Genomic DNA, 23,097 nt, shown 5'->3' with positions numbered 1-23,097 from the left:
CCGGTGCCGGTCAGAGGACGGCGATGGAGCGGTCGGTGGGTGCCACGGGGGCGGGCAGCTTGGTGGATCCCATCAGCCACTGGTCCACCGCGGCGGCGCACGCGCGGCCTTCGGCGATGGCCCACACGATGAGCGACTGGCCGCGGCCGGCGTCGCCCGCCGAGAAGACGCCCGGGGTGTTCGTCATGTAGTAGCCGTCGCGTGCCACGTTGCCGCGCTCGTCGAACTCGGCGTGGACCTGCTCGGTGATGCCCGCCGGTTCCGCTCCCGTGAAACCGAGCGAGAGGAACACGAGGTCCGCGGGGATCTCGCGCTCGGTGCCGGCCTTCGGCACGCGGCGGCCGTCCACGAACTCGGTCTCCGCGACCTTGATGCCGCGCAGCACGCCGTGGTCGCCGACGAACTCCACGGTGGATGCCAGGTAGCGTCGCTCGCCGCCCTCCTCGTGGGCGCTGGCGATGTCGAAGAGTGTCGGGAACGTTGGCCAGGGCTGGTCCGGGCGCCGTTCGGACGACGGCTGCTGGCCGATCGCGAGCGTCGTGACGCTCGCCGCCTTCTGCCGGTGCGCGGTGCCGAGGCAGTCGGCGCCGGTGTCGCCGCCTCCGAGGATGACCACGTGCTTGCCCTCGGCGTGGATCTGGTCCTCGATGGCCTCGCCGGCCACCACACGGTTCGCCTGAACGAGGTAGTCCATGGCGAAGTGCACACCCTGGAGTTCGCGGCCGGGGATGGCGAGGTCCCGCGGCACCGTGGCCCCGGTGGCGACGACGACGGCGTCGTAGCGCCGCTTGAGTTGCCCCCAGCTGATGTCCTTGCCGACCTCGACGCCGGTGCGGAAGCGCGTGCCCTCGGCCTTCATCTGGTCGAGGCGGCGCTCGAGGTGGATCTTCTCCATCTTGAAGTCCGGGATGCCGTAGCGCAGCAGCCCGCCGATCCGGTCGTCGCGCTCGTAGACGGCGACCGTGTGGCCCGCGCGCGTCAGTTGCTGGGCCGCGGCCAGTCCGGCCGGGCCGGAGCCGACGACGGCGATGGTGCGGTCGGTCAGGCGCTCCGGCGGGTGGGGTTCCACCCATCCCTCCTCGAACGCCTGGTCGGCGATGGAGACCTCGACCTGCTTGATGGTCACGGGCGGCTGGTTGATGCCGAGCACACAGGAGGACTCGCACGGCGCCGGGCAGAGGCGGCCCGTGAACTCCGGGAAGTTGTTCGTGGCGTGCAGCCGCTCGATCGCCTCGCGGCCCTTGTCGCGGAAGGTGAGGTCGTTCCACTCCGGGATGAGGTTGCCCAGCGGGCAGCCCTGGTGGCAGAACGGGATGCCGCAGTCCATGCAGCGGCCGGCCTGAGACTTCAGGACGCCCTTCTCCTGCGCCTCGTACACCTCCTGCCAGTCCATGATGCGCACCGGCACGGGCCGCCGCGGCTGGGTCTGGCGCTCGCGCACCTTCAGAAATCCGCGTGGGTCAGCCACCGGTAACCTCCAGGATCTTGGTCCATGCCTCCGCACCGTCGGGATCGAGTCCCTGCTCGACGGCGGTGGCGCGGGCGTCCAGTACCGCGGCGTAGTCGCGCGGCAGGACCTTCGTGAATCGGGCGATGGTGTCCTCGAAGGACTCGAGCAGACTCTCGGCCAGCGTGGACTCGGTCTCCTCGACGTGCTGGATCAGCAGGCGCCGGACGATCTCGATGTCCTCGGCGTCGAGGTCGACGAGCAGGAGCTCGCCGTTCTCGAGGCTCTGCTTGTTGACGCGGGCACGGTCGAGGTCGAGCACGAAGGCCGTGCCGCCCGACATGCCCGCGCCGAAGTTGCGGCCCGTGCGGCCGAGGATCAGGGCCTGCCCGCCGGTCATGTACTCGCAGCCGTGGTCGCCGATACCCTCGGCCACAGCCGTCGCCCCGGAGTTGCGGACGAGGAACCGCTCCCCCACCTGCCCTCGGAGGAACATCTCTCCACTCGTGGCGCCATAGCCGATGACATTGCCCGCAATGACGTTGTCCTCCGCGCGGAAGACGTTGGCGCGGTCCGGACGGACGATGATCCGCCCGCCGGACAGCCCCTTGCCCACGTAGTCGTTGGAGTCCCCGAGCAGCCGCAGTGTGATACCGGCCGGCAGGAAGGCGCCGAGCGACTGCCCGGCCTGGCCCGTGAGGGTCACGTCGATGGTGTTCGTGCCCAGGGTGTCCAGCCCGAACGTGCGGGTCACCTCGTGGCCGAGCATCGTGCCGACGGAGCGGTCCGTGTTGACGACGTCCACCGAGATGCGGACCGGTGAGCGGTGGTGCAGCGCGTCGGCGCTCATCTCGATGAGCTTGTTGTCGAAGTGCTGGTCGAGCTCGTGGTTCTGCGGGAGCATGTTGCGCATCGGCTCACCCGAGTCGAACTCGTTGCCGCGCAGGATCGGGTCGAGGTCGAGGCCGTCGGCCTTCCAGTGCTCGATCGCCTCGCGGGCGTCGAGCAGCTCGCTGTGACCGATGGCCTCCTCGAGCGTGCGGAAACCGAGCTCCGCGAGGATCTCCCGGACCTCCTCGGCGATGAACTCGAAGAAGTTAACCACGAATTCCGGCTTGCCCGTGAAGCGGCTGCGCAGCTCCGGGTTCTGCGTCGCGACGCCCACGGGGCAGGTGTCGAGGTGGCAGACGCGCATCATGATGCAGCCGGACACCACGAGCGGGGCGGTCGCGAAGCCGAACTCCTCGCCGCCGAGCAGGGCGGCGATGACGACGTCGCGCCCGGTCTTGAGCTGTCCGTCCACCTGCACCACCACGCGGTCGCGCAGGCCGTTGAGCATCAGGGTCTGCTGCGTCTCGGCCAGGCCGAGCTCCCACGGGATGCCGGCGTGCTTCAGCGAGTTGAGCGGGCTCGCGCCGGTGCCGCCGTCGTGCCCGGACACCAGGACGACGTCGGCCTTGGCCTTCGTGACGCCCGCGGCGACCGTGCCGATGCCCACCTCGGAGACGAGCTTGACGTGGACGCGCGCGCTCGGGTTGGACCGCTTCAGGTCGTAGATGAGCTGGGCGAGGTCCTCGATGGAGTAGATGTCGTGGTGCGGCGGCGGCGAGATGAGCGCGACGCCGGGCGTGGAGTGCCGCGTCCGGGCGATCCACGGGTAGACCTTCTGGCTCATCAGCTGGCCGCCCTCGCCGGGCTTGGCCCCCTGCGCCATCTTGATCTGGATGTCGTCGGCGTTCGTGAGGTACAGGCTCGTCACGCCGAACCGGCCGGAGGCCACCTGCTTGATGGCGGAGCGGCGCTCGGGGTCCAGCAGGCGCTCGACGTCCTCGCCGCCCTCCCCCGTGTTGGACTTGGCGCCGAGGCGGTTCATCGCGATCGCCAGGGTCTCGTGCGCCTCCTGCGAGATCGAGCCGTAGCTCATGGCGCCCGTGGAGAACCGCTTCACGATGGCGGAGACGGGCTCCACCTCGTCGATGCCGAGGGGCGGGCGGGCATCGCCGCGCAGCTTCAGGAGCCCCCGGAGGGTCATGAGGTCCTTGGACTGGTCGTCCACGCCGCGCGTGTAGGCCTTGAAGATGTCGTAGCGGCGCTCGCGCGTGGCGTGCTGCAGCCGGAACACCGTCTCGGGGTTGAACAGGTGGGGCGGACCCTCACGGCGCCACTGGTACTCGCCGCCGTTGTCGAGGCCGCGGTGGGGGTCCTCGATGCCGTCCTGCGGGTACGCGCTCTCGTGTCGGGCCGCGGTCTCCGCCGCGACGACGTCGAGCCCGACGCCGCCCAGCTGGGTCTGCGTGCCGTGGAAGTACTCGTCGACGAGTTCCTGCGCGAGTCCGAGCGCCTCGAAGGTCTGGGCGCCGCAGTAGGAGCTGACCGTGGAGATGCCCATCTTGGACATGATCTTCAGGACGCCCTTGCCGAGGCCCTTGATGAGGTGCGCGACGGCCTTCTCGGCGGTGACGCCGGTGATGTCGCCGTTCCGGACGAGCTCCTCGCAGCTCTCCATGGCCAGGTAGGGGTTGACCGCCGAGGCACCGTAGCCGATCAGGACGGCGACGTGGTGGACCTCGCGTACGTCGCCGGCCTCGACCACGAGGGAGGTCTTGGTGCGGTTCGCGCTGCGCAGCAGGTGGTGGTGCACGGCGCTGGTGAGCAGCAGGGACGGGATGGGCGCCCACTGGGCATTCGAGTCGCGGTCGGAGAGCACCACGTACTCCACCCCGCGGTTCAGCGCACTGGAGACCTGCTCGCAGATCTCCGCGAGGCGGGCACGGAGGGCCGCTTCGCCGCCGTCGTGCCGGTACAGGCCGCGCACGCGGACCGTGAGGCGGTCTCCGTCGTCGGTCTCGAGGTTGGCGATCTTCGCGAGTTCGTCGTTGTTGATGACGGGGAACTTCAGCGCGATCTGCTTGGAGCGCACCTGCCCGGTGGACAACAGGTTGCCGTCCGGGCCGATCGTGACGCCCATCGAGGTCACCAGTTCCTCGCGGATGGAGTCGAGCGGCGGGTTCGTGACCTGCGCGAAGGACTGCACGAAGTAGTCGAACAGCAGGCGCGGGCGCTTGGAGAGCACGGCGATGGGCGTGTCGGAGCCCATCGCGCCGAGCGGCTCGGCGCCGTTCTTCGCCATGGGGCCGAGGAGGATGCGCAGTTCCTCCTGCGTGTACCCGAAGGTGCGCTGGCGGCGGTTGATGGACGCCTTCGTGTGGATGACGTGCTCGCGTTCCGGCAGGTCCTCGAGCTGGATCAGGTTCTCCCTGACCCACTCGCTCCACGGGTTCGCGGCGGCCACCTCGGCCTTGATCTCCTGGTCCTCGATGAGCCGGCCGTCCTCGGTGTCGACGAGGAACATCTTGCCGGGCGAGACGCGGCCCTTGCGGACCACGCGGGAGGGCTCGATGTCGAGCACGCCCACCTCGGACGCGAGGATCACGAGCCCGTCCTCGGTAACCCAGTAGCGGGCGGGGCGCAGGCCGTTGCGGTCGAGGACGGCGCCGACGAGTCGCCCGTCGGTGAAGGACACCGCGGCCGGGCCGTCCCAGGGCTCCATGAGCATCGAGTGGTACTGGTAGAAGGCGCGGCGGGCCGGGTCCATGGTGGCGTGGTTCTCCCACGCCTCGGGGATCATCATCATGATCGAGTGCGTGATGGGCCGCCCCGAGAGGGTCAGCAGTTCGGCAACCTCGTCGAAGGAAGCGGAGTCGGAGGCACCCGGCGTGCAGATGGGGTACAGCTCCTCCGGGGAGTCACCGAGCAGCCGGTTGGACAGCTGCGACTGGCGGGCGCGCATCCAGTTGCGGTTGCCCTTGACGGTGTTGATCTCGCCGTTGTGGGCGATGGTGCGGAACGGCTGGGCCAGGGGCCACGAGGGAAACGTGTTCGTGGAGAAGCGGGAGTGCACGATCCCGAGGCGCGTCTTGAAGCGCTCGTCGGAGAGGTCGGGGTAGAACGGCTCGAGCTGCGCCGTGGTCAGCATGCCCTTGTAGACGATCGTCTTCGAGGACAGGGACGGGAAGTAGACGCCGAACTTGTTCTGCGCGCGCTTGCGGACCCGGAACGCGCGTGCGTCGAGGTCGAACACGGCACCGTCGGCCGGCGCCAGGAAGAGCTGCACGAAGTGCGGCATGCACGCCCGGGCCATGGCGCCCACGAGGTCCGCCACGACGGGGACCACACGCCAGCCCAGCACGTCCAGGCCTTCGGCCTCGGCGATCGACTCGAGGCCCGCACGGGCCGTCTCCTCCTCCTTCGCCTCGGTCGGCAGGAACGCCGTGCCGACCACGTAGGAGCCGGCGGCGGGCAGCGGGAAGTCGACGACGGCGCGGAAGAACTCGTCCGGGATCTGCGTCAGCAGGCCCGCGCCGTCGCCGGTGCCCTCGTCGGCGCCCACGGCGCCGCGGTGCTCGAGGTTGCGCAGAGCGGTCAGGGCGGCGTCGACGATGTCGTGGCCGGGCTCCCCGCGCAGGGTCGCGATGACGGCCAGGCCGCACGCGTCCTTCTCGTTCTCGGGGTCGTAGAGGCCCGTGGCCTCCGGGATGGCGGCAAAGCGCGTGAAGGGAGACTCGACGGGCGCCGTGGTCGACGGCGTGGGCCGCGTCCCGGTTGAGGTCTCTGGTGTTTCAGCAGTCATCGGATAAGGATCCTTCCCCCTTGATGGAGCGTCGGGAGGGGACAGCCTTGGCCCCGCGGGGTCCGCTTCGAGCGGGCACCGTGTGTTGGTTCATCTGTCCGCCTGCGCCGGGTCGGCCCGGCGCTTTTGGCGGGCAGTCGCAGTGTTCGTGCTGCGCCGGGTGGGGCGATTCAGGTGCGGGCGGAGGTGATCCGGCCGTCGCACCGATGGTCCACAACTGTGTGGTGTTGCGTCCTTGGAGGGCGGTGGCCCGGGGACTGCTTGCGGGGACCGAATCCCGCGGCTCCGCTTTCGCGGGGCCCTGAGGAACATGGAGCGCTACTCGGGAGCCGTTGTTTCGGAAAGGTTACCACGGTCGTTCCGCGCCCTCTGCGCGGTGTCCGCCACGTGGCTTCCTGTGGCCGAAGCGTTACCGGAGGCGGCCCGCGGGGCATCGCCGGCCGTGTCCGAGGAGCGCGCCGGAACGTCGTCCCCGCCGATCCTGTCGCCCTCTGCATCACCGTTCAGCTCGTTGTCCGCATCGCCGTCCACACGACCGTTCGCAGGGGCGTCCGTGTCGCTGTCCACGCCACGGCCGGCGCCCGTCGTGATGCCGGTGGTGCTTGCGCCCTTCCCGTCGTCCCCGGAAGCCGGGAGGTCCGCGGCGTCCTTCCGGTCCGCGTCACCCTCGACGGCGCCCTTCGGCTCCCGCCCGGGCAGGTACACGGAGGAGTCGTCGACGGGTCCGCGCCGGACCGACAGGTAGACGAGCACGGCGAGCGACACGAGGAAGACGGCGATGCTGGTCCACACGTTGAGGCGCTGCGTGATGCCGAAGAGGGTGACCATCTCGGCGTCGTCGATGCGCAGCGCCTCGATCCAGACGCGCCCGAGGGTGTAGTAGGCGGCGTACAGCCAGAACATGCGGCCGCCACGGAGCCGGAACCTCCGGGCGAGCAGCAGCAGGAGCGCCACGCCGGCGAGGTTCCACAGGAGTTCGTAGAGGAAGGTCGGGTGGAACAGCGTGCCGGGCGCTTGGTCGGGCGGGAAGTTCGCGTTGTCGGCGTCGATCTCGAGGCCCCACGGCAGCGTGGTCGGTGCGCCGAAGAGCTCCTGGTTGAACCAGTTGCCGAGCCGGCCGACGGCCTGCGCGAGGAGGACACCGGGCGCGGCGGCGTCGGCGAACGCGGAGAGCTTCACGCCCGCGCGCCGGGCACCGATCCACGCACCGACGGCGCCCAGGGCGATGGCGCCCCAGATGCCGAGCCCGCCCTGCCAGATCTGCGGGATCCGCGCGAGGTCTCCCTCGGGCCCGAAGTAGGCGTCGGGCGAGGAGACCACGTGGTAGAGCCGCCCGCCGATGATGCCGAACGGGATGGCCCAGATGGCGATGTCCCAGACGGCGTCCGCGTGGCCGCCGAAGGAGACGAAGCGCTTCTGCGTCAGGATCAGGGCCAGGATGATCCCGGCCAGGATGCACAGTGCATAGGCGTGGATGGTCAGGGGGCCGAGGTCGAAGCTCGCCCACTCGGACGGAGGGCTCGGGATCGAGGCCGCGATGGTCAGGGTCGTGCCCGCGCTCATGCCGCCCCTCCCGTCGGCGCCTTCGGCGTCCCGGTGCTCAGCTCGCGGGTGAGGTCGGCGACCGCGTCCACGCCGCCGTCGCGCAGGGCGGCCACGAGGGCCGTCCCGACGATGACGCCGTCGGCGTAGGCGCCGATCTCCCGCACCTGGGCCGAGGAGGAGACCCCGAGCCCCACGCAGACGCGGTCCGCGCCCGCCGCGTGGGCGGCGTCGACCACGGCGCGTGCCGCGGCCCCCACGGAGGTCCGGGCACCCGTGACGCCCATGACCGAGACGGCGTAGACGAAGCCCCGGCTGGCCTCCACGGTGGCCTGCATGCGCTGCGGCGACGTCGAGGGCGCCACGAGGAACACGCGGTCCAGGCCGAACTCGTCCGACGCCTCGAGCCACTCGGCCGCCTCGTCGGGGATGAGGTCGGGCGTGATGAGCCCCGCTCCGCCGGCGGCCGCGAGGCGCTCGGCGAACGCGCGGACGCCCATGCGCATCACCGGGTTCCAGTAGGTCATCACCATGACGGCGGCGTCCGTCTCACGCGTGATGCCCTCGACGACGTCGAAGATGCGGGGCACGGTGAAGCCGTTGGCCAGCGCCTCGACGGTCGCCTCCTGGATCACCTGCCCGTCCATCACGGGGTCCGAGTAGGGGATGCCGATCTCGATGAGGTCGACGCCGTTCCGCGCCAGGGCGATGCCGGCGTCGATGCTGGTCTGCACGTCGGGGAAGCCCGCGGGCAGGTAGCCGATGAGCGCCGCGCGCCCCTCGCTCCGGGCCTTCTCGATGGCGGCGGCGGCCTTGGACTGCCCGGCGGTGGCGGGGCCTCCGGCAGGACCGTTCGTGGACTGCGTGGTCACAGCTGCTCACCCTCCTCCGCGATCTCCTGCTCGGCACTGTCATCCGGCAGCAGGTCGAAGTAGCCCGCGGCGGTCGCCACGTCCTTGTCGCCGCGGCCCGAGAGATTCACGACGACGATCCGGTCCGAGGGGTTCTCCCCCGGTGCGAGATCCGCGGCGAGGCGCTGTCCCACCTTCATGGCGCCTGCGAGGGCGTGCGCCGTCTCGATGGCGGGGATGATGCCCTCGGTCCGGCTGAGGAGCTGGAACGCCTCCATGGCCTCCGCGTCGGTGATGGGCTCGTAGTGGGCGCGCCCGATGTCGGCGAGGTAGGCGTGCTCGGGGCCCACGCCCGGGTAGTCGAGTCCGGCGGAGATGGAGTGCGACTCCATCGTCTGGCCGTCCTCGTCCTGCATGAGGTAGGACCGGGCGCCGTGCAGCACTCCGGGGCGGCCCAGGGTGATGGTGGCCGCGTGCCGCCCGGACTCGACGCCGTCACCGCCGGCCTCGAAGCCGTAGAGGGCCACGTCGCGGTCGTCGAGGAAGCCGTGGAACATGCCGATGGCGTTGGAGCCGCCGCCCACGCAGGCGCAGACGGCGTCGGGCAGCCTGCCGGCCTGCTCGAGGATCTGCTCGCGTGCCTCCTCGCCGATGACCTCGTGGAAGTACCGCACCATCGCCGGGAAGGGGTGCGCGCCGGCGGCGGTGCCGAGGAGGTAGTGCGTGGTGTCGACGTTCGCCACCCAGTCGCGCAGGGCGTCGTTGATGGCGTCCTTGAGGGTCTGCGAGCCGTTGGTGACGGGGATGACGGTGGCGCCGAGCAGCTGCATGCGCGCGACGTTCAGGGCCTGGCGGCGGGTGTCCTCCGCCCCCATGTACACGACGCATTCCAGCCCGAGGAGGGCCGCCGCCGTCGCGCTGGCGACGCCGTGCTGGCCGGCGCCGGTCTCGGCGATGACGCGGGTCTTGCCCATCCGCTTGGCGATGAGGGCCTGGCCGAGGACGTTGTTGATCTTGTGGGAACCGGTGTGGTTGAGGTCCTCGCGCTTGAGGAACACCCGGACCCCGCCGCAGTGCTCGGCGAAGCGCTGCGCCTCGGTGAGCAGGGACGGCCTGCCGGCGTAGTTCCGGTTCAGCTCGGCCACCTGCGCGGTGAACGCTGGATCGGCCTTCGCCTTGTCGAACGTGTCCTGCAGTTCGTCGAGGGCGGCGATCAGCGATTCGGGCATCCAGCGTCCGCCGTACGCGCCGAAGTACGGTCCGGGGGCGTGGCGGAGGCTCTCGTCGTGGCTGAGGAACGCCTCGGCCGTCCCGGCGTCGATGGCGTCCGCTGCTCCGGCGTCCGCGCCGGTCAGGCCCGTGTCCTGGTGCATCTCGGTCATGGCTTCAGCGTTCCTGTCCTGTTGGTCCTGGTCCGGGCGGCGGTGCCGTCCGTGTCCCTCGTGGGCCGGTGGCTGCCGGCCTGTCCTGCTGTGCGCCGCGCACCCTTGCCGGGGCCGCGGAGGCTGCGGCTGTCAGCCGCGGGCTGTCATGCCGGCATCCCAGGCGGCGCTGCCGGCCCGCCGGAAGGCGCCGATCGTGGTGGCGGGGTCCTCGTGGCGCACGAGCGCCTCCCCCACGAGGACGGCGTGCGCACCACTCGCGGCATACCCGGCGACGTCGTCGGCGTCCCGCACGCCCGATTCGGCGATGATTACGGTGCCGCCCGGAATGAGGTGCGCCAGCCGGCCGAAGACGTCCCGGTCGATCTCGAGGGTCTTCAGGTTGCGGACGTTGACGCCGATGATGGAGGCCCCGGCGGCGACGGCACGGCGGACCTCCTCCTCCGTGTGCGTCTCGACGATCGCGTTCATGCCGAGCCGGTGCGTCAGGGCGAGGAAGGAGGTGAGCTCCTCGTCGGTGAGGGCCGCGACGATGAGCAGGACGACGTCGGCGCCGTGCGCGCGGGCCTCCCAGATCTGGTACTCGTCAACGGTGAAGTCCTTGCGGAGCACGGGCAGGCCCACCGCGGCGCGGACGGAGTCGAGGTCGGCGAGCGAGCCGCCGAAGCGTCGTTCCTCCGTGAGCACCGAGATGACCGCCGCACCGCCGCGCTCGTAGGACGCGGCGAGGGCTGCGGGGTCGGCGATGTCCGCCAGGGCGCCCTTGGAGGGGCTGCTGCGCTTGACCTCCGCGATGACGGCGATGCTCCCGCCGTGCCCGGCGCCGAGCGCCTCGAAGGCGTCGCGGGGGGCGGCCGCCGCGTGGGCTGCTGCGCGCACGTCCTCGAGGGGCCGCACGCTGCGGCGGTCCGCGAGGTCCTCACGGACGCCCTCGATGATGTCGTCGAGGACGGTCATCTAGTGGCCGTTGTTCTTGAGCTTCGACCCGCCGACGCCGTAGCCGATCCTGCGCAGGATGAAGCCGACGATCAGGCCGATGAACATGACACCGATGCCGGCCCAGAACAGCAGGGTGCCGAAGTCCTTGTTGCCCTCGGTGCTGGCCAGGATGTAGGCGAAGGAAGCCACGGCCGCGCCGGCCAGCATGATGAGGACGCAGGTCCACGCGGCGGGGCTGTTGCCGTGACCGATCGTCTCGTCGCCCATCTGGGCGTGGTTCGCGGGGGTGTTGCGGTTAGCGGAGGCGCGGGTCTCGGATGCCATGGGAAATCTCCTTCGAACGGGTCTGGTCCCATTCTGCCATCGATGGGTCGGCGCGGCGGTACGGAGGCGGTCACGCGTGCGGCCGTCGCGGCGTGGCGCCTGGCGTGCTGGGACCGGATGCGCTGCGGCCGTGGGTCAGCCCGTGGGTCAGCCCGTGGGTCAGCCCGTCGGGTCGTTCCCCCGGGAGAGCTCGTCCCAGCTGTCGATCTCGTCGGCATGGGCGCTCGTGCCGCGGGGTCGAGGGGCCCGCCCCTTGGCGTGCCCGGCGTCGGAGACCGCGGTACCGGTGGCGTCGGTGGCGTCGGTGGCGTCGGTGGCGTCGGNTCCCAGCTGTCGATCTCGTCGGCATGGGCGCTCGTGCCGCGGGGTCGAGGGGCCCGCCCCTTGGCGTGCCCGGCGTCGGAGACCGCGGTACCGGTGGCGCCGGTGGCGTCGGTGGCGTCGGTGGCGTCGGTGGCGTCGGAGGCGTCGGAGGCGTCGGAGGTCGCGGGGACTGCGCCACTGCGGTCGGGGTCGGCGTGCTCGCGCGTGATCGCACGGGCGCCCGGCGCGCCGCCGTCCTCGTCGGCACCGGCCTCCCCACCCGTGCCCGCGGCCTCGGGGACGACGCCGGGGGCGACGTCCCCGGTCGACGGCACGGGTGCGCCGGGCTGCAGGCTGCCCGCCGCGGGATGGACGCCGCGGGCGGCACCGGCGTCGTACCGCCGGTTCACTCCCCACGTTTTGCCGGCCAGGACCACCCAGACCGCCGCGAGGACCAGCAGGACACCGGCTCCCGCTGCCAGCCAGGGCATCGCGCTCGCGGTCACGACCGCGCCCGCGGAGCCGCTGACCCCGATCGCCGTCCCGATGGCGGGTTCGGCCGCCGTGGCCGGATCGAGGGCGACAGCGGCGCTGGAGAACGCGATGCCGACACCGGACAGCACCAGGATCACCGCGATGACCCACCGGGCCACCCGACCCGCGATGGAGACCGCGAGCGCCGCGGCGAGGGCCACGAGCGCGAACGCCGTCACGGGCGTGGCCGCATCGCTCCCAGGGATGCTGAGGTCGGGCGTCTGCACGGCCTCCTGTGGCAGGCGCACGCTGAGCCAGGTCTGCGTCGTGGACCCGAACGCGAGCAGCGCCAGGACCACGATCGCCATCACGACGGTGCCGCGCCGCGTGAGACGGCCGGCGGCGGGACGGCCGGCGGCGGGACGGCCGGCGGCGGGACGTTCGGCGGCGGGACGTTCGGCGCTCACGGCAGGTCCGCCGTCGCGGTCCGGAGCCCGGCCGCGGTCAGGGCGGCGCGGAGGGGCGCCGCGGCCTTGTTGACCGTCTCCAGGGCCTCCGCCTCGAGGACGGAGTCCGCGACGATGCCGCCGCCGGCCTGCACGTAGGCCTTGCCCTCGCGCAGCAGGGCCGACCGGATCGCGATCGCCATGTCCATGTCGCCCGCGAAGTCGAGGTAGCCGACCACCCCGCCGTAGATGCCCCGGCGATGCGGCTCCACCTCGTCGATCAGGCGCAGGGCGCGGGGCTTGGGGGCACCGGACAGGGTCCCGGCGGGGAAGGTCGCGGCGAGGACGTCGTAGGCGGTCTTCGAGGGCGAGAGCCGGCCGACCACCGTGGACACCAGGTGCATGATGTGGCTGAACTTCTCCACCTCCATGAACTGCGTGACGTCCACGCTGCCCGGCAGGCAGACCTTCGAGAGGTCGTTGCGGGCCAGGTCCACGAGCATGAGGTGCTCTGCCTTCTCCTTCGTGTCCGCGCGGAGTTCGACGGCGAGGTCGCGGTCCTCCTCGGTGGTCCTCCCCCGCGGCCGCGATCCCGCGATCGGATGGGTGATGACCTCGTCACCCGTGACGGTGACCAGGGCCTCGGGCGAGCTGCCCACGATCGAGTAGCCGCGTCCGTCGGCGTCCTCGAGGCTGAAGAGGTACATGTAGGGGCTCGGGTTGGTGGTACGGAGGATCCTGTACACGTCGAGCGCCGAGGCGTCGCACTCGATCTCGAAGCGGCGGCTGATCACCACCTGGAAGACGTCGCCGTCGACGATGGCCCGCTTGCCGCGCTCGATGGCCTGCAGGTACTCGGGCTCGAACCAGGACTCGCGGACCCGGTCCATGGACCGCTCGGCCGTCGGCGCGCCGACGGCCATCACGGACACGGCGAGTTCCGTGGGGGCCACGAGCTTCGCGAGCATCGCACGGATGCGGGCGACGGCGTCGTGCCACGCCTCGTCCACGCGCTCGTCCGTGCCGTCGAAGTTGATCGCGTTGGCGACCAGGGTGAGGGAGCCTTCCGAGTTGTCGTGGATGGCGAGGTCCGAGACGAGGCACATCGCGAGCTCGGGCAGCAGCAGATCGTCCTCGGGCGGGCTCGTCAGTCTCTCCCAGTGCCGCACGGCCTCCCAACCGACGAACCCGACCATGCCGGAGGTGAACGGGGGGAGGTCCTCGAACCGTTCGGTGCGCAGCGCCTCGACCGTGCGGCGCAGGGCCTCCACGGGGTTGCCGCCCACGGGGACGCCGGCGGGCGGTTCACCCAGCCAGTGCGCCTCGCCGTCGCGCGTGGTGAGGGTGGCGCGGGAGTGGGAGCCGATGAAGGAGTAGCGCGACCACACGCCGCCCACGGCCGCGGACTCCATGAGGAACGTGCCGGGCTGCCCGGCCGCGAGCTTGCGGTAGACGCCGATGGGCGTGTGCGCGTCCGCGAGGACCTTCAGGTGCACGGGCACCACGCGGCGGGCCTCGGCCAGGGCGCGGAACTCCTCGAGGGTGGGGCTGATGGTGCCCAGCTGCTGCATAGGGGTCAGGATCCTTCGGGGTCGGGGCGGTCGGCGGTCACGGCGGCGAGCGCGCGTCCGTCGAAGCAGGTCCTGGTGCCGGTGTGGCATGCGGCGCCTTCCTGGTCGACCGTGACCAGCAGGGCGTCGCCGTCGCAGTCGAGGGCGACGCCCTTGACCCACTGGCGGTGACCGGAGGTGTCACCCTTGCGCCAGTACTCGGCACGGGACCGCGAGTAGAACGTCACGCGGCCAGTGGTCAGGGTGCGCCGGAGGGCCTCCTCGTCCATCCAGCCGAGCATGAGCACCTCGAGGGTGTCGTACTGCTGCACGACGGCGGCGACGAGGCCGGCGTCGTCCTTCTTGAGCGCGGCGGCGACGGCCGGATCGAGCGCGGCGTGCTCCCCGTGGGGTGGCCGGGCGGAGGGCGTTTCGGACACGGGCGGGGCCGGAGTGGAGGGTGACATCACCCCTGATTCTAGTGCGGCCGCGGGCACGCGCCCCCGCACCTGCCCCGGCCTGCGCACGGCATGCTATTTTCAGCAGTGATGCACTACGTAACCCCGTCCCGCGAGGTCCTGGCCGAGACGCTCCTGGCAGCCGGTCCTGACGCCCCCACGCTGTGCGAGGGGTGGCAGACGCGCGACCTCGCCGCGCACCTGTACCTGCGGGAGCACAAGCCCGCGCTCGGTCTCGGGATGGTGGTGCGGAGGCTGGCGTCCGTCACCGAACGCGCCATCAGCGAGACCGCGGAGCGCGCGGCCTCGCCCGCCGGGTACGAGGCCCTGGTCAACCGCTTCCTGGCAGGCCCGCCGGCGCTGTCGCCGATGCGCATCAATGCGATCGACAAGAGCGCCAATCTCATCGAGTACTTCGTCCACACGGAGGACGTCCGCCGGGCCACCACGCGCTGGGCGCCGCGGGCGCTCGACGAGGACTATGCGAACGCCCTGTGGGAGGAGCTCGTCAAGCGGGCGGCCATCCTGTACCGCGGCGTGGACCTCGGCGTGGTGCTGGTGAGGCCGGACGGCCCGCGGCACGTGGCCAAGCGCGCCCCCGTCTCGGTGGCGATCGTCGGCGATCCGGGCGAGCTGCTGCTGCATGCCCACGGGCGGCGCCGACAGGCGCTGGTCACGTTCGAGGGCCAGCCGGACGCCGTCGCGCTGCTGGAGAGCGCCGACGTCGGCCTGTAGCCTGCTTCCCCCTGTGGGCAGCCGTTCCGGGTCGACCCCGTCCACCCGGCCGGCCGGAGACTAGCGGACGGGGAAGCCCGCCTCGCGGATGGCCGTCTTGACCTGGGCGATCGCGTCGACCGGACCGAAGTGGAAGACGGATGCCGCGAGGACGGCGTCGGCCCCGGCCTGCACCGCCGGCGGGAAGTGCTCCGGCCTGCCCGCACCACCCGAGGCGATCAGCGGCACGCCCACCGCGGCGCGGACGGCCCGGATGAGCTCGAGGTCGAAGCCCTCCTTCGTGCCGTCGGCATCGATCGAGTTCAGCAGGATCTCGCCCACGCCCCGGTCCGCGGCCTCTTTCGCCCACGCGACGGCGTCGATCCCGGTGCCCTTGCGCCCCCCGTACGTGGTGACCTCGAAGCCCGACGGCGTGCTGGCGTCCCGCGTGCGGCGCGCGTCGAGGGAGAGCACGAGGACCTGGGCCCCGAAGTGCGCGGTGATCTCGTCGATGACCGACGGGCGCGCGACGGCGGCCGTGTTGATCGACGCCTTGTCGGCGCCGTGGCGCAGGAGACGGTCGACGTCGGAGATCTCGCGGACCCCCCCGCCCACGGTCAGGGGGATGAAGACCTCCTCGGCGGTGCGGGCGACGACGTCGAAGGTCGTCTCCCGGTTGCCGGAGGAGGCGGTGACGTCGAGGAACGTCAGTTCGTCGGCGCCGGCGCGGTCGTAGCGGTGCGCGAGCTCCACCGGGTCGCCGGCGTCGCGGAGGTCGGCGAAGTTGACGCCCTTGACGACGCGCCCGGCGTCGACGTCGAGGCAGGGGATGACGCGGATGGCGACGGTCATGGCCGGTCCTAGATCCGGCAGGCGTGAATGGTGCTGACGAGGATGGCGCGCGCGCCGAGCTCGTACAGCTCGTCCATGATGCGGTTGGTCCGGTTGCGCTTGACCATCGCGCGGACGGCCACCCAGTCGGAGTCGCGCAGCGGGGAGATGGTCGGCGACTCGAGCCCCGGAGTCAGGGCCGCGGCCCGGTCCACGAGGTCCGTGCGGATGTCGTAGTCCATCATCACGTACTGGCGTGCCACTAGGACGCCCTGCAGGCGCCGCAGCAGCACGTCGAGCCCGGCGGGCGCCTGGGCGGCGGACCGGCCGATGAGCACTGCCTCACTCTGCAGGATGGGCTCGCCGAAGATCTCCATGCCCGCCGCACGCAGCGTGCTGCCGGTCTCCACGACGTCCGCGATCGCGTCCGCGACGCCGAGGCGCACGGAGGACTCCACGGCGCCGTCGAGCCGGACCACGGAGGCGGTGATGCCGCGTGCGGCGAGGTAGTCGTTGAGCAGTCCCTCATAGCTCGTGGCGAGCCTGCGGCCCTCGAGCTCGTCCACGGAGGAGAAGTCGCCGACGGGCCCGGCGAACCGGAAGGTGGAGGCGCCGAAACCGAGCTGCATGAGCTCCTCGGCCTTCACCTGGGCGTCGAGGAAGAGATCGCGCCCGGTGATGCCGACGTCGAGCGTGCCCGAGCCGACGTACACCGCGATGTCGCGGGGGCGGAGGAAGAAGAACTCGATCTCGTTCTCGGGATCGACGAGCACGAGCTCGCGCGGGTCACGGCGCTGGCGGTAGCCGGCTTCGACGAGCATGGCGGAGGCGGCCTCGGAGAGGGCGCCCTTGTTGGGGACTGCTACACGGAGCATGGGGATCCTTGGGTGGAGGAGGGACGGGGGCAAGCAGGGCCGCGGGCGGGTTGCCGACGCGGCTACAGATGCTTGTAGACGTCCTCCAGGGTGAGCCCCTTCGCGAGCATAAGGACCTGCAGGTGGTAGAGCAGCTGGGAGATCTCCTCGGCGGCGTCCTCCAGGGACTCGTACTCGGCGGCCATCCAGACCTCGGCGGCCTCCTCGACGACCTTCTTGCCGATGCCGTGCACGCCGGAGTCGAGCTCGGCGACGGTCCGGGAGCCGGCGGGACGGTCGGCGGCCTTCGCGCTGAGTTCCTCGAACAGGGATTCAAAGGTTTTCACATCCCCTAGGCTATCGGCTCGCCGGGCTCCTCCGTCCCGCGGCCGCCGTCGTGTGACGGACGCCTCCGGCGCCGGCTCCGTGCGCACCGCGCTACTCGGTCCAGGGGCGGAGGACGGCGGCCGTGGCGAGGGCGGCGGACACCGCCTCGTAGCCCTTGTCCTCGGAGGAGCCCGGCAGGCCCGCGCGGTCGAGTCCCTGCTGCTCGGTGTCGCAGGTGAGCACGCCGAAACCGACCGGCACGCCGGTGCGCACACTCACGTCCGTGAGTCCCGACGTCGCCGCCTGGCACACGTAATCGAAGTGCGGCGTTCCGCCGCGGATGACGACGCCGAGGGCTGCGACGGCGTCGAACCCCGGTGCGAGGCGGGCGGCGGCGACCGGCAGCTCGAAGCTGCCGGGGACGCGGATCTCGGTCACGATCGCGCCGGCGTCGGCTGCGGCGCGCCGCGCGCCGTCGAGGAGGCCGTCCATGATCTGGGTGTGCCAGCTCGCGGCGATGATCGCGAGGCGGAGGGGTGCGCCCTCCGGTGTGAGTGCGCTGATGTCGATGCTCGGGGCTCCGTGGCCGCTCATGGTTCTCCTTCGGTGGGGTTGGTCAGGCGTGGTGTGCGGAGGCGGTTCGCGCCACGTAGGCGACGAGGTCCTCGATGGAGACGAGCGGGATGGCGTGCTCGTCGGCGAACTCCCGCAGGGCGGGCAGGCGCATCATGCCGCCGTGGTCGTGCACGAGTTCGGCGATGACGGCGGCGGGCCGCTTGCCCGCGAGGACGCTCAGCTCGACGCCGGCCTCCGTGTGTCCGGCGCGTTCGCGGACGCCGCCCGATGCCGCGCGCAGCGGGAAGACGTGACCGGGGCGGGTGAGGTCCTTTGGGCCGCTGGCGGGGTCGGCGAGGACGCGGGCGGTCCGTGCGCGGTCCGCGGCGCTGATGCCGGTGCTGACGCCCGCCGCCGCGTCACACGAGACGGTGTAGGCCGTGCCCTTGGCATCCTCGTTGACCGCCGTCATGGGCGGCAGGAGGAGGCGGTCGGCGTCGTCGGCCCGCAGCGGCACGCACAGCACGCCGGAGGTCCAGCGCACCGTCCAGCCGACCAGTTCCGGCGTCGCGTCCTCGGCGGCGAAGACGATGTCCCCCTCGTTCTCGCGGTCCTCGTCGTCGACGACGACGGCCGCGCGGCCCGCGGCGAGGGCCCGGATGGCGTCCTCGACGGTGTCGAAGCGGATGGCGCCCGTCACCGGAGGGTCCGGCCCGTGTCGTCCTGGTCGTCCTGCCGCTGTGCGTCGACGGCGGCGAAGCCGAGGAGCCTCTCGGCGTACTTGGCGAGCACGTCCATCTCGAGGTTCACCGGGTCGCCGAGCGCCTTGGTGCCGAGGCCGGTCGCGCGGAGCGTGGTCGGGATGAGCCCGACCTCGAACCACTGCTCCGGGTCCTGCGGCGGGCTGACGGCCGTGACCGTCAGGGAGACGCCGTCGATCGCCACGGACCCCTTCTCCGCGGCGTAGCGGCCCAGCGTCGCGGGGAGCCCGAAGCGGAGCCGGTGCCAGGCGCCGAGGTCCTCGCGCTCGAGCAGCACCCCGATGCCGTCCACGTGTCCCTGGACGACGTGCCCGTCGAGGCGTCCGCCCGCGGTCACGCACCGCTCGAGGTTCACCGGGGCCCCCGGCTGGAGGCGCCCCGTGGTGGTGCGGCGGAGGGTCTCGCCCATCACGTCGACGCCCACGCGTGCCCCGTCGAGGGTGACGGCGGTGAGGCAGACGCCGTTGACGGCGATCGAGGCGCCGGGGGCGAGGTCCTGGCCGGTCTCGGGCGCCTCGACGACGAGGAGGCCGCTCTCGCCGTCGGGTGTGAGCTCGAGGGAGACGACGCTCCCCTGCTCGGAGACGATTCCTGTGAACACTGGTGCTTCCTTCGGGTTGCGGGCGGGTGTGAGGTGTCGTGGCGGGCGGAGGTCAGGCGGGTCGGTCGGGTGTCCGGGACGGTGGCCGCAGGTGCAGCCTCACGTCCGGGCCGAACCGGCCGACCGCGGGCCCCCCGGCGGCGTCCAGTTGCCAGCGGGAGGCGGCATCGAGGGTCGTGACGCCGAGTGCGGGGAACGCCGGGGACCCGTCGCCGAGGAGCAGCGGGGCCACGTAGCTGAACAGTTCGTCCACCACGCCCGCCCGGAGGAAGGCGGAGGCGATGCGGGGGCCTCCCTCGACGAGGAGGTGGCGGACTCCCCTGCCGTACAGCGTGTCGAGCACCTCGCGCACGTCCCGGGTGGGCAGATGGAGGAATCCCTCACCGCGGACGGCGGCGCCGTCGGGGACGGGGCTCTCGCCCATGACCACCCGCAGTCCGGCACTCCCGGCAGGTACCGGGACGGGTAGCGGGACGTCGCGCCGTGCGGTGAGCCGCGGATCGTCGGCGAGGACGGTGCCGGTGCCCACCAGGACGGCGTCGGCGAGGGCGCGGATCCTGTGGCCGTCAGCGCGAGCCTCGGCGCCGGTGATCCACTGGCTGGTGCCGTCCGGGGCGGCCACGCGACCGTCGAGGGACTGCGCGGATTTCAGGGTGACGAACGGGCGCCGCTCGGTGAGGCTGTCGGTCCACCGCTCGTTCAGGGCCTGCGCGCGGCCGGCCTCGAGCCCGCCGATGCAGTCGATGCCCGCGGCGCGCAGCTGCTGAGCGCCGCCGGCCGCGGCCGCGTTGATGTCGTCGGCCGCATACACGACGCGGGCGACGCCGGCGTCGATCAGCGCCGCGCTGCACGGACCGGTGCGGCCGGTGTGGCTGCATGGTTCCAGGGTCACCACCATGGTGGCGCCCCGCGGGTCGTTGCCGCGGTCACGGGCGTCGGCGAGGGCGGCGGGCTCGGCGTGCGGCGTGCCCGCACCCCGGTGGTGGCCTTCGCCGAGGACGGCGCCGTCGGGCGCGAGCAGGACGGCGCCCACGAGGGGGTTGGCGCCCCGCACGCCGCGCGCGGCCAGGTCGAGGGCGCGCAGCATGGCCGCCGCTTCGGTCGGCGTGGTACCGGGTGTGCCGGGCGTGGCCATCAGCGCAGCGTCGGATCCGGGAGGAGGATCTCGATGCCGGGCTTCGCGGTGCGCTGGGCGCGCGCCCAGACGAAGAAGCCGACGAGCGTGAAGGCGCCGTAGAACATGTACATGAAGGCGCTCGCGTAGTAGCCGGCGCTGAAGAGCAGCGGCACGCCGACGATGTCCACGGCGACCCAGACGAGCCAGAACTCCACCCAGCCCTTGGCCATGCCGTAGGTGGCGAGCAGGGATCCGACGAAGGTCCAGGCGTCGGCCCAGACCGGCTCGTAGGAGCCGAGGACACGGAAGAGCGGAGTCAGCGCGAGCGTGCCGATGAGCAGGAACGCGACCATGCCGAGACGTGCCCTGGTGCCGGCCCACTGCGGGACGACGGCCTGGCCGCCGCGGTGCCGGCTCGCCTGCCACTGCCGCCAGCCGTAGACGGATACGGCGATGAACATCACCTGCCGCCCGGCCTGGCCGAGGAGATTGGCCGCGCTCGCTGCGCCGAAGAGGGAGCCGAGGAACACCGTGAGCAGCAGGAGGTTGCCGACGATGCCGACCGGCCACGCCCACACGCGGCGGCGCATGCCGCCGAGGGCGCTGAGCAGGCCGAAGATGTTACCCACCACTTCGCGCAGCAGGAGGGAACCGTTGCCTACGGGGATGCGGGCTTCGAAGAGCCACTGCAGAAAATCCATGCCGATCCTTCGCCGATAGAACGGCTCCGGGAATGGCAGAAGAAGGGGCGCACCGCCGTGGCTGTACCACGACAGGACCGCAGCCCGGATGCGGGCAGCGGCAAACCCCTGCTGTGCGTGCTTCTCCCATCCAGACTGTGACTGTCGGTCCCGGAATTCCACCGGCTCAACCGTCCACTGCCCGCGCGGGTGCGCGGATGGTGGACGGGTCGCGGACTATAACCGCCGGTTCGGACTTACACCGACCCCGGAGCACATACAGGGCTGATTATTTCACAGCGCGCGGGCCGGGGCGGAGGATCCGTCACAATTCGTCCGACAGCGATCAGGACGGGGTTCGACGACAGGAACGGGGCACCCCGTCCGGAGTACCCCGTTCCTGTCGGCGGCAGACCTGCAGGTCAGCCGGCCGACGTCGGCTGCGCGTCGGCCTTCGGCTTCGCGTCGACGCCGGCCTCCTTGCGCTGCTGCGCCGTGATCGGCGCGGGTGCGGCCGTCAGCGGGTCGTACCCGCCGCCGGACTTCGGGAAGGCGATGACGTCGCGGATGGAGTCGGTGCCCGCGAGCAGGGAGACCACGCGGTCCCAGCCGAGCGCGATCCCGCCGTGGGGAGGCGCGCCGTACTTGAAGCCCTCGAGCAGGAACCCGAACTTCTCCTGGGCTTCCTCGGCGCCGAGGCCCATGACGGCGAACACGCGCTCCTGCACGTCGCGCCGGTGGATACGGATGGATCCGCCACCGAGCTCGTTGCCGTTGCAGACGATGTCGTAGGCGTAAGCCAGTGCGTTCTCGGGATCCGTGTCGAAGGTGTCGAGGAACTCGGGCTTCGGGGACGTGAAGGCGTGGTGGACGGCGGTCCAGGCACCGCCACCGACGGCGACGTCACCGGCGGCGACGGCGGCCGATGCGGGCTCGAACATCGGGGCGTCGACCACCCACACGAAGGCCCAGTCGCCCTCCCTGATGAGTCCGGTGCGGTGGCCGATCTCGACGCGGGCCGCACCCAGCAGGGCACGGGAGGAGGTCTTCTCGCCGGCGGCGAAGAAGATGCAGTCGCCCGGGTTCGCGCCGACGGCGGTGGCGAGGCCCTCACGCTCGGTGTCGTTGAGGTTCTTCGCCACGGGGCCACGCAGGCTTCCGTCGTCGTCGATGAGCACGTAGGCGAGGCCCTTATGCCCGCGCTGCTTGGCGAATTCCTGCCAGGCATCGAGCGTGCGGCGGGGCTGGGAGGCTCCGCCGGGCATGACGACGGCGCCCACGTAGGGGGCCTTGAAGACGCCGAAGCCGGTGTCCTTGAAGAACTCGGTGAGCTCGGTGAGCTCGAGTCCGAAGCGCAGGTCCGGCTTGTCGGAGCCGTACTTCGCCATGGCGTCGGCGTAGGTCATCCGGCGGATCGGGGTGGGGATCTCGACGTCGATCAGGTTCCACAGGCGCGTGACCAGCTGCTCGCCGAGGGCGATGATGTCGTCCTCCTCGACGAAGCTCGCCTCGATGTCGAGCTGCGTGAATTCAGGCTGGCGGTCGGCGCGGAAGTCCTCGTCACGGTAGCAGCGGGCGATCTGGTAGTACTTCTCGAACCCGCCGACCTGCAGCAACTGCTTGAACAGCTGAGGCGACTGCGGCAGGGCGTACCAGGAGCCCGGGGCCAGGCGGGCCGGCACGAGGAAGTCGCGCGCACCCTCCGGCGTCGACCGGGTCAGGGTGGGCGTCTCGATCTCCACGAAGCCGTCCGCGTGGAGCAGCTCCCGGGCGACCCGGCTCGCCTCGGAGCGCAGGCGCAGGTTGGCCTGGGGGCCGGGCCGGCGGAGGTCGAGGTAGCGGTGGCGCAGGCGCGCCTCCTCGCCCACCTCGACGTGCTCGTCGATCTGGAAGGGCAGCGGGTCCGCGGTGTTGAGGATCGTGACGGTGTCCGCGATGACCTCGATCGCGCCCGTGGCGAGGGCGGGGTTCTCGTTGCCCTCGGGGCGCTGGTGCACCGTGCCGACGATCTGCAGGACGTACTCGTTGCGCAGGCTGGAGAACACGTCCTCCTCGCGCACCACCACCTGGGCGACGCCGGACGCGTCGCGCAGATCGAGGAACGCCACACCGCCGTGGTCGCGGCGTCGCGCGACCCATCCTGCCAGGGTGACGGTTTGTCCTACGTGCTCAGGCCGGAGGGAGCCGAGTTCATGCGTGCGGAGCACAGCATTCCTTCCCACAGATGTGTCAGATGAGTCGCAGGCGTCGTAAGCACCTGCCTAGAGTTGCTTCAAGCCCGACCAACTTTACCGGTCCCGCTCTGGCTGCC

General features: G+C 71.6%; 19 protein-coding genes, 1 pseudogene and 1 riboswitch. Of the genes and pseudogenes, 1 reads left to right on the top strand and 19 read right to left on the bottom strand.

What is annotated here, in order from left to right:
- Window positions 1-10 precede the first annotated feature (10 nt).
- The 10 genes and pseudogenes from AC4D2C_RS05095 to hisI all read right to left on the bottom strand — a co-directional run bounded on the left by AC4D2C_RS05095 (window position 11) and on the right by hisI (window position 14,355).
- On the bottom strand, window positions 11-1,468 hold the full coding sequence (locus AC4D2C_RS05095) for a glutamate synthase subunit beta (RefSeq protein ID WP_490913166.1): 1,458 nt from the start codon (window positions 1,466-1,468) through the stop codon (window positions 11-13).
- Entirely contained in the window at window positions 1,461-6,077 is a 4,617-nt protein-coding gene (gene gltB / locus AC4D2C_RS05090) for a glutamate synthase large subunit (protein WP_490913165.1), read from the bottom strand. Before gltB ends, AC4D2C_RS05095 begins: the two co-directional genes overlap by 8 nt.
- A gap of 318 nt (window positions 6,078-6,395) precedes the next feature.
- On the bottom strand, window positions 6,396-7,640 hold the full coding sequence (gene lgt, locus AC4D2C_RS05085) for a prolipoprotein diacylglyceryl transferase (protein ID WP_490913163.1): 1,245 nt from the start codon (window positions 7,638-7,640) through the stop codon (window positions 6,396-6,398).
- Complete coding sequence (gene trpA, locus AC4D2C_RS05080) at window positions 7,637-8,491, bottom strand: tryptophan synthase subunit alpha (RefSeq protein WP_490913162.1); 855 nt, start codon at window positions 8,489-8,491, stop codon at window positions 7,637-7,639. The genes lgt and trpA overlap by 4 nt, the downstream gene beginning before the upstream one ends.
- Entirely contained in the window at window positions 8,488-9,843 is a 1,356-nt protein-coding gene (gene trpB, locus AC4D2C_RS05075) for a tryptophan synthase subunit beta (protein WP_490914005.1), read from the bottom strand. Before trpB ends, trpA begins: the two co-directional genes overlap by 4 nt.
- Window positions 9,844-9,984: 141 nt before the next feature.
- Window positions 9,985-10,809, bottom strand: coding sequence for an indole-3-glycerol phosphate synthase TrpC (gene trpC / locus AC4D2C_RS05070; protein ID WP_490913160.1), 825 nt, complete (start codon window positions 10,807-10,809; stop codon window positions 9,985-9,987).
- Window positions 10,810-11,058 carry an HGxxPAAW family protein gene (locus AC4D2C_RS05065; RefSeq protein WP_442884872.1) on the bottom strand — a complete coding sequence of 83 codons (249 nt, stop codon included), beginning with the start codon at window positions 11,056-11,058 and terminating at the stop codon, window positions 10,810-10,812.
- A gap of 794 nt (window positions 11,059-11,852) precedes the next feature.
- Window positions 11,853-12,260: pseudogene (locus AC4D2C_RS05060) on the bottom strand (Trp biosynthesis-associated membrane protein); the annotation flags it as partial.
- A gap of 95 nt (window positions 12,261-12,355) precedes the next feature.
- Window positions 12,356-13,909 (bottom strand): anthranilate synthase component I, encoded by a 1,554-nt coding sequence (locus AC4D2C_RS05055; protein WP_490913159.1) that lies wholly within the window; start codon window positions 13,907-13,909, stop codon window positions 12,356-12,358.
- 5 nt (window positions 13,910-13,914) lie between these two features.
- On the bottom strand, window positions 13,915-14,355 hold the full coding sequence (gene hisI / locus AC4D2C_RS05050) for a phosphoribosyl-AMP cyclohydrolase (protein ID WP_490913157.1): 441 nt from the start codon (window positions 14,353-14,355) through the stop codon (window positions 13,915-13,917).
- An 81-nt stretch (window positions 14,356-14,436) separates the two neighbouring features.
- Between hisI and AC4D2C_RS05045 the strand changes: the two genes are divergently transcribed.
- Window positions 14,437-15,081, top strand: coding sequence for a TIGR03085 family metal-binding protein (locus tag AC4D2C_RS05045; protein ID WP_490913155.1), 645 nt, complete (start codon window positions 14,437-14,439; stop codon window positions 15,079-15,081).
- A 60-nt stretch (window positions 15,082-15,141) separates the two neighbouring features.
- Here the strand turns inward: AC4D2C_RS05045 and hisF are convergent, their stop codons facing one another.
- From hisF to aspS, 9 genes are all read right to left on the bottom strand, one after another.
- The gene (hisF, locus tag AC4D2C_RS05040; protein WP_490906128.1) at window positions 15,142-15,912 is read right to left on the bottom strand and encodes an imidazole glycerol phosphate synthase subunit HisF; all 771 of its coding nucleotides are present in this window, start codon (window positions 15,910-15,912) and stop codon (window positions 15,142-15,144) included.
- Between the two features lie 8 nt (window positions 15,913-15,920).
- Window positions 15,921-16,766, bottom strand: coding sequence for an ATP phosphoribosyltransferase (gene hisG / locus AC4D2C_RS05035; RefSeq protein ID WP_490913153.1), 846 nt, complete (start codon window positions 16,764-16,766; stop codon window positions 15,921-15,923).
- A gap of 62 nt (window positions 16,767-16,828) precedes the next feature.
- Window positions 16,829-17,092 (bottom strand): phosphoribosyl-ATP diphosphatase, encoded by a 264-nt coding sequence (locus tag AC4D2C_RS05030; protein WP_334209689.1) that lies wholly within the window; start codon window positions 17,090-17,092, stop codon window positions 16,829-16,831.
- A 91-nt stretch (window positions 17,093-17,183) separates the two neighbouring features.
- Entirely contained in the window at window positions 17,184-17,666 is a 483-nt protein-coding gene (ribH, locus tag AC4D2C_RS05025; protein ID WP_490906130.1) for a 6,7-dimethyl-8-ribityllumazine synthase, read from the bottom strand.
- Window positions 17,667-17,688: 22 nt separating this feature from the next.
- Window positions 17,689-18,327, bottom strand: a complete 639-nt coding sequence (ribB, locus tag AC4D2C_RS05020; RefSeq protein WP_490913152.1) for a 3,4-dihydroxy-2-butanone-4-phosphate synthase — start codon at window positions 18,325-18,327, stop codon at window positions 17,689-17,691.
- The gene (locus tag AC4D2C_RS05015) at window positions 18,324-18,989 is read right to left on the bottom strand and encodes a riboflavin synthase (protein WP_490913150.1); all 666 of its coding nucleotides are present in this window, start codon (window positions 18,987-18,989) and stop codon (window positions 18,324-18,326) included. Before AC4D2C_RS05015 ends, ribB begins: the two co-directional genes overlap by 4 nt.
- Before the next feature lie 52 nt (window positions 18,990-19,041).
- Window positions 19,042-20,124 carry a bifunctional diaminohydroxyphosphoribosylaminopyrimidine deaminase/5-amino-6-(5-phosphoribosylamino)uracil reductase RibD gene (gene ribD / locus AC4D2C_RS05010; RefSeq protein ID WP_490913148.1) on the bottom strand — a complete coding sequence of 361 codons (1,083 nt, stop codon included), beginning with the start codon at window positions 20,122-20,124 and terminating at the stop codon, window positions 19,042-19,044.
- The gene (pnuC, locus tag AC4D2C_RS05005) at window positions 20,124-20,807 is read right to left on the bottom strand and encodes a nicotinamide riboside transporter PnuC (RefSeq protein ID WP_490913147.1); all 684 of its coding nucleotides are present in this window, start codon (window positions 20,805-20,807) and stop codon (window positions 20,124-20,126) included. The genes ribD and pnuC overlap by 1 nt, the downstream gene beginning before the upstream one ends.
- 114 nt (window positions 20,808-20,921) lie before the next feature.
- Window positions 20,922-21,066: riboswitch (FMN riboswitch) on the bottom strand.
- A gap of 142 nt (window positions 21,067-21,208) precedes the next feature.
- Window positions 21,209-22,993, bottom strand: coding sequence for an aspartate--tRNA ligase (gene aspS, locus AC4D2C_RS05000; protein ID WP_490913145.1), 1,785 nt, complete (start codon window positions 22,991-22,993; stop codon window positions 21,209-21,211).
- Window positions 22,994-23,097 lie beyond the last annotated feature (104 nt).

This window comes from Arthrobacter sp. TJ-240, from assembly GCF_058269195.1.
The sequence above is the reverse complement of the archived record's forward strand: the minus strand, read 5'-3'. Positions and strand labels throughout refer to the sequence as shown.

Bases quoted from the DNA above. Each gene is read 5' to 3' on its own strand.
- gltB (WP_490913165.1), bottom strand. From the start codon at position 6,077: ATGACTGCTGAAACACCAGAGACCTCAACCGGGACGCGGCCCACGCCG.
- lgt (WP_490913163.1), bottom strand. From the start codon at position 7,640: ATGAGCGCGGGCACGACCCTGACCATCGCGGCCTCGATCCCGAGCCCT.
- trpB (WP_490914005.1), bottom strand. From the start codon at position 9,843: ATGCACCAGGACACGGGCCTGACCGGCGCGGACGCCGGAGCAGCGGAC.
- trpC (WP_490913160.1), bottom strand. From the start codon at position 10,809: ATGACCGTCCTCGACGACATCATCGAGGGCGTCCGTGAGGACCTCGCG.
- AC4D2C_RS05065 (WP_442884872.1), bottom strand. From the start codon at position 11,058: ATGGGCGACGAGACGATCGGTCACGGCAACAGCCCCGCCGCGTGGACC.
- AC4D2C_RS05055 (WP_490913159.1), bottom strand. From the start codon at position 13,909: ATGCAGCAGCTGGGCACCATCAGCCCCACCCTCGAGGAGTTCCGCGCC.
- hisI (WP_490913157.1), bottom strand. From the start codon at position 14,355: ATGTCACCCTCCACTCCGGCCCCGCCCGTGTCCGAAACGCCCTCCGCC.
- AC4D2C_RS05045 (WP_490913155.1), top strand. From the start codon at position 14,437: ATGCACTACGTAACCCCGTCCCGCGAGGTCCTGGCCGAGACGCTCCTG.
- hisF (WP_490906128.1), bottom strand. From the start codon at position 15,912: ATGACCGTCGCCATCCGCGTCATCCCCTGCCTCGACGTCGACGCCGGG.
- hisG (WP_490913153.1), bottom strand. From the start codon at position 16,766: ATGCTCCGTGTAGCAGTCCCCAACAAGGGCGCCCTCTCCGAGGCCGCC.
- ribH (WP_490906130.1), bottom strand. From the start codon at position 17,666: ATGAGCGGCCACGGAGCCCCGAGCATCGACATCAGCGCACTCACACCG.
- ribD (WP_490913148.1), bottom strand. From the start codon at position 20,124: ATGGCCACGCCCGGCACACCCGGTACCACGCCGACCGAAGCGGCGGCC.
- pnuC (WP_490913147.1), bottom strand. From the start codon at position 20,807: ATGGATTTTCTGCAGTGGCTCTTCGAAGCCCGCATCCCCGTAGGCAAC.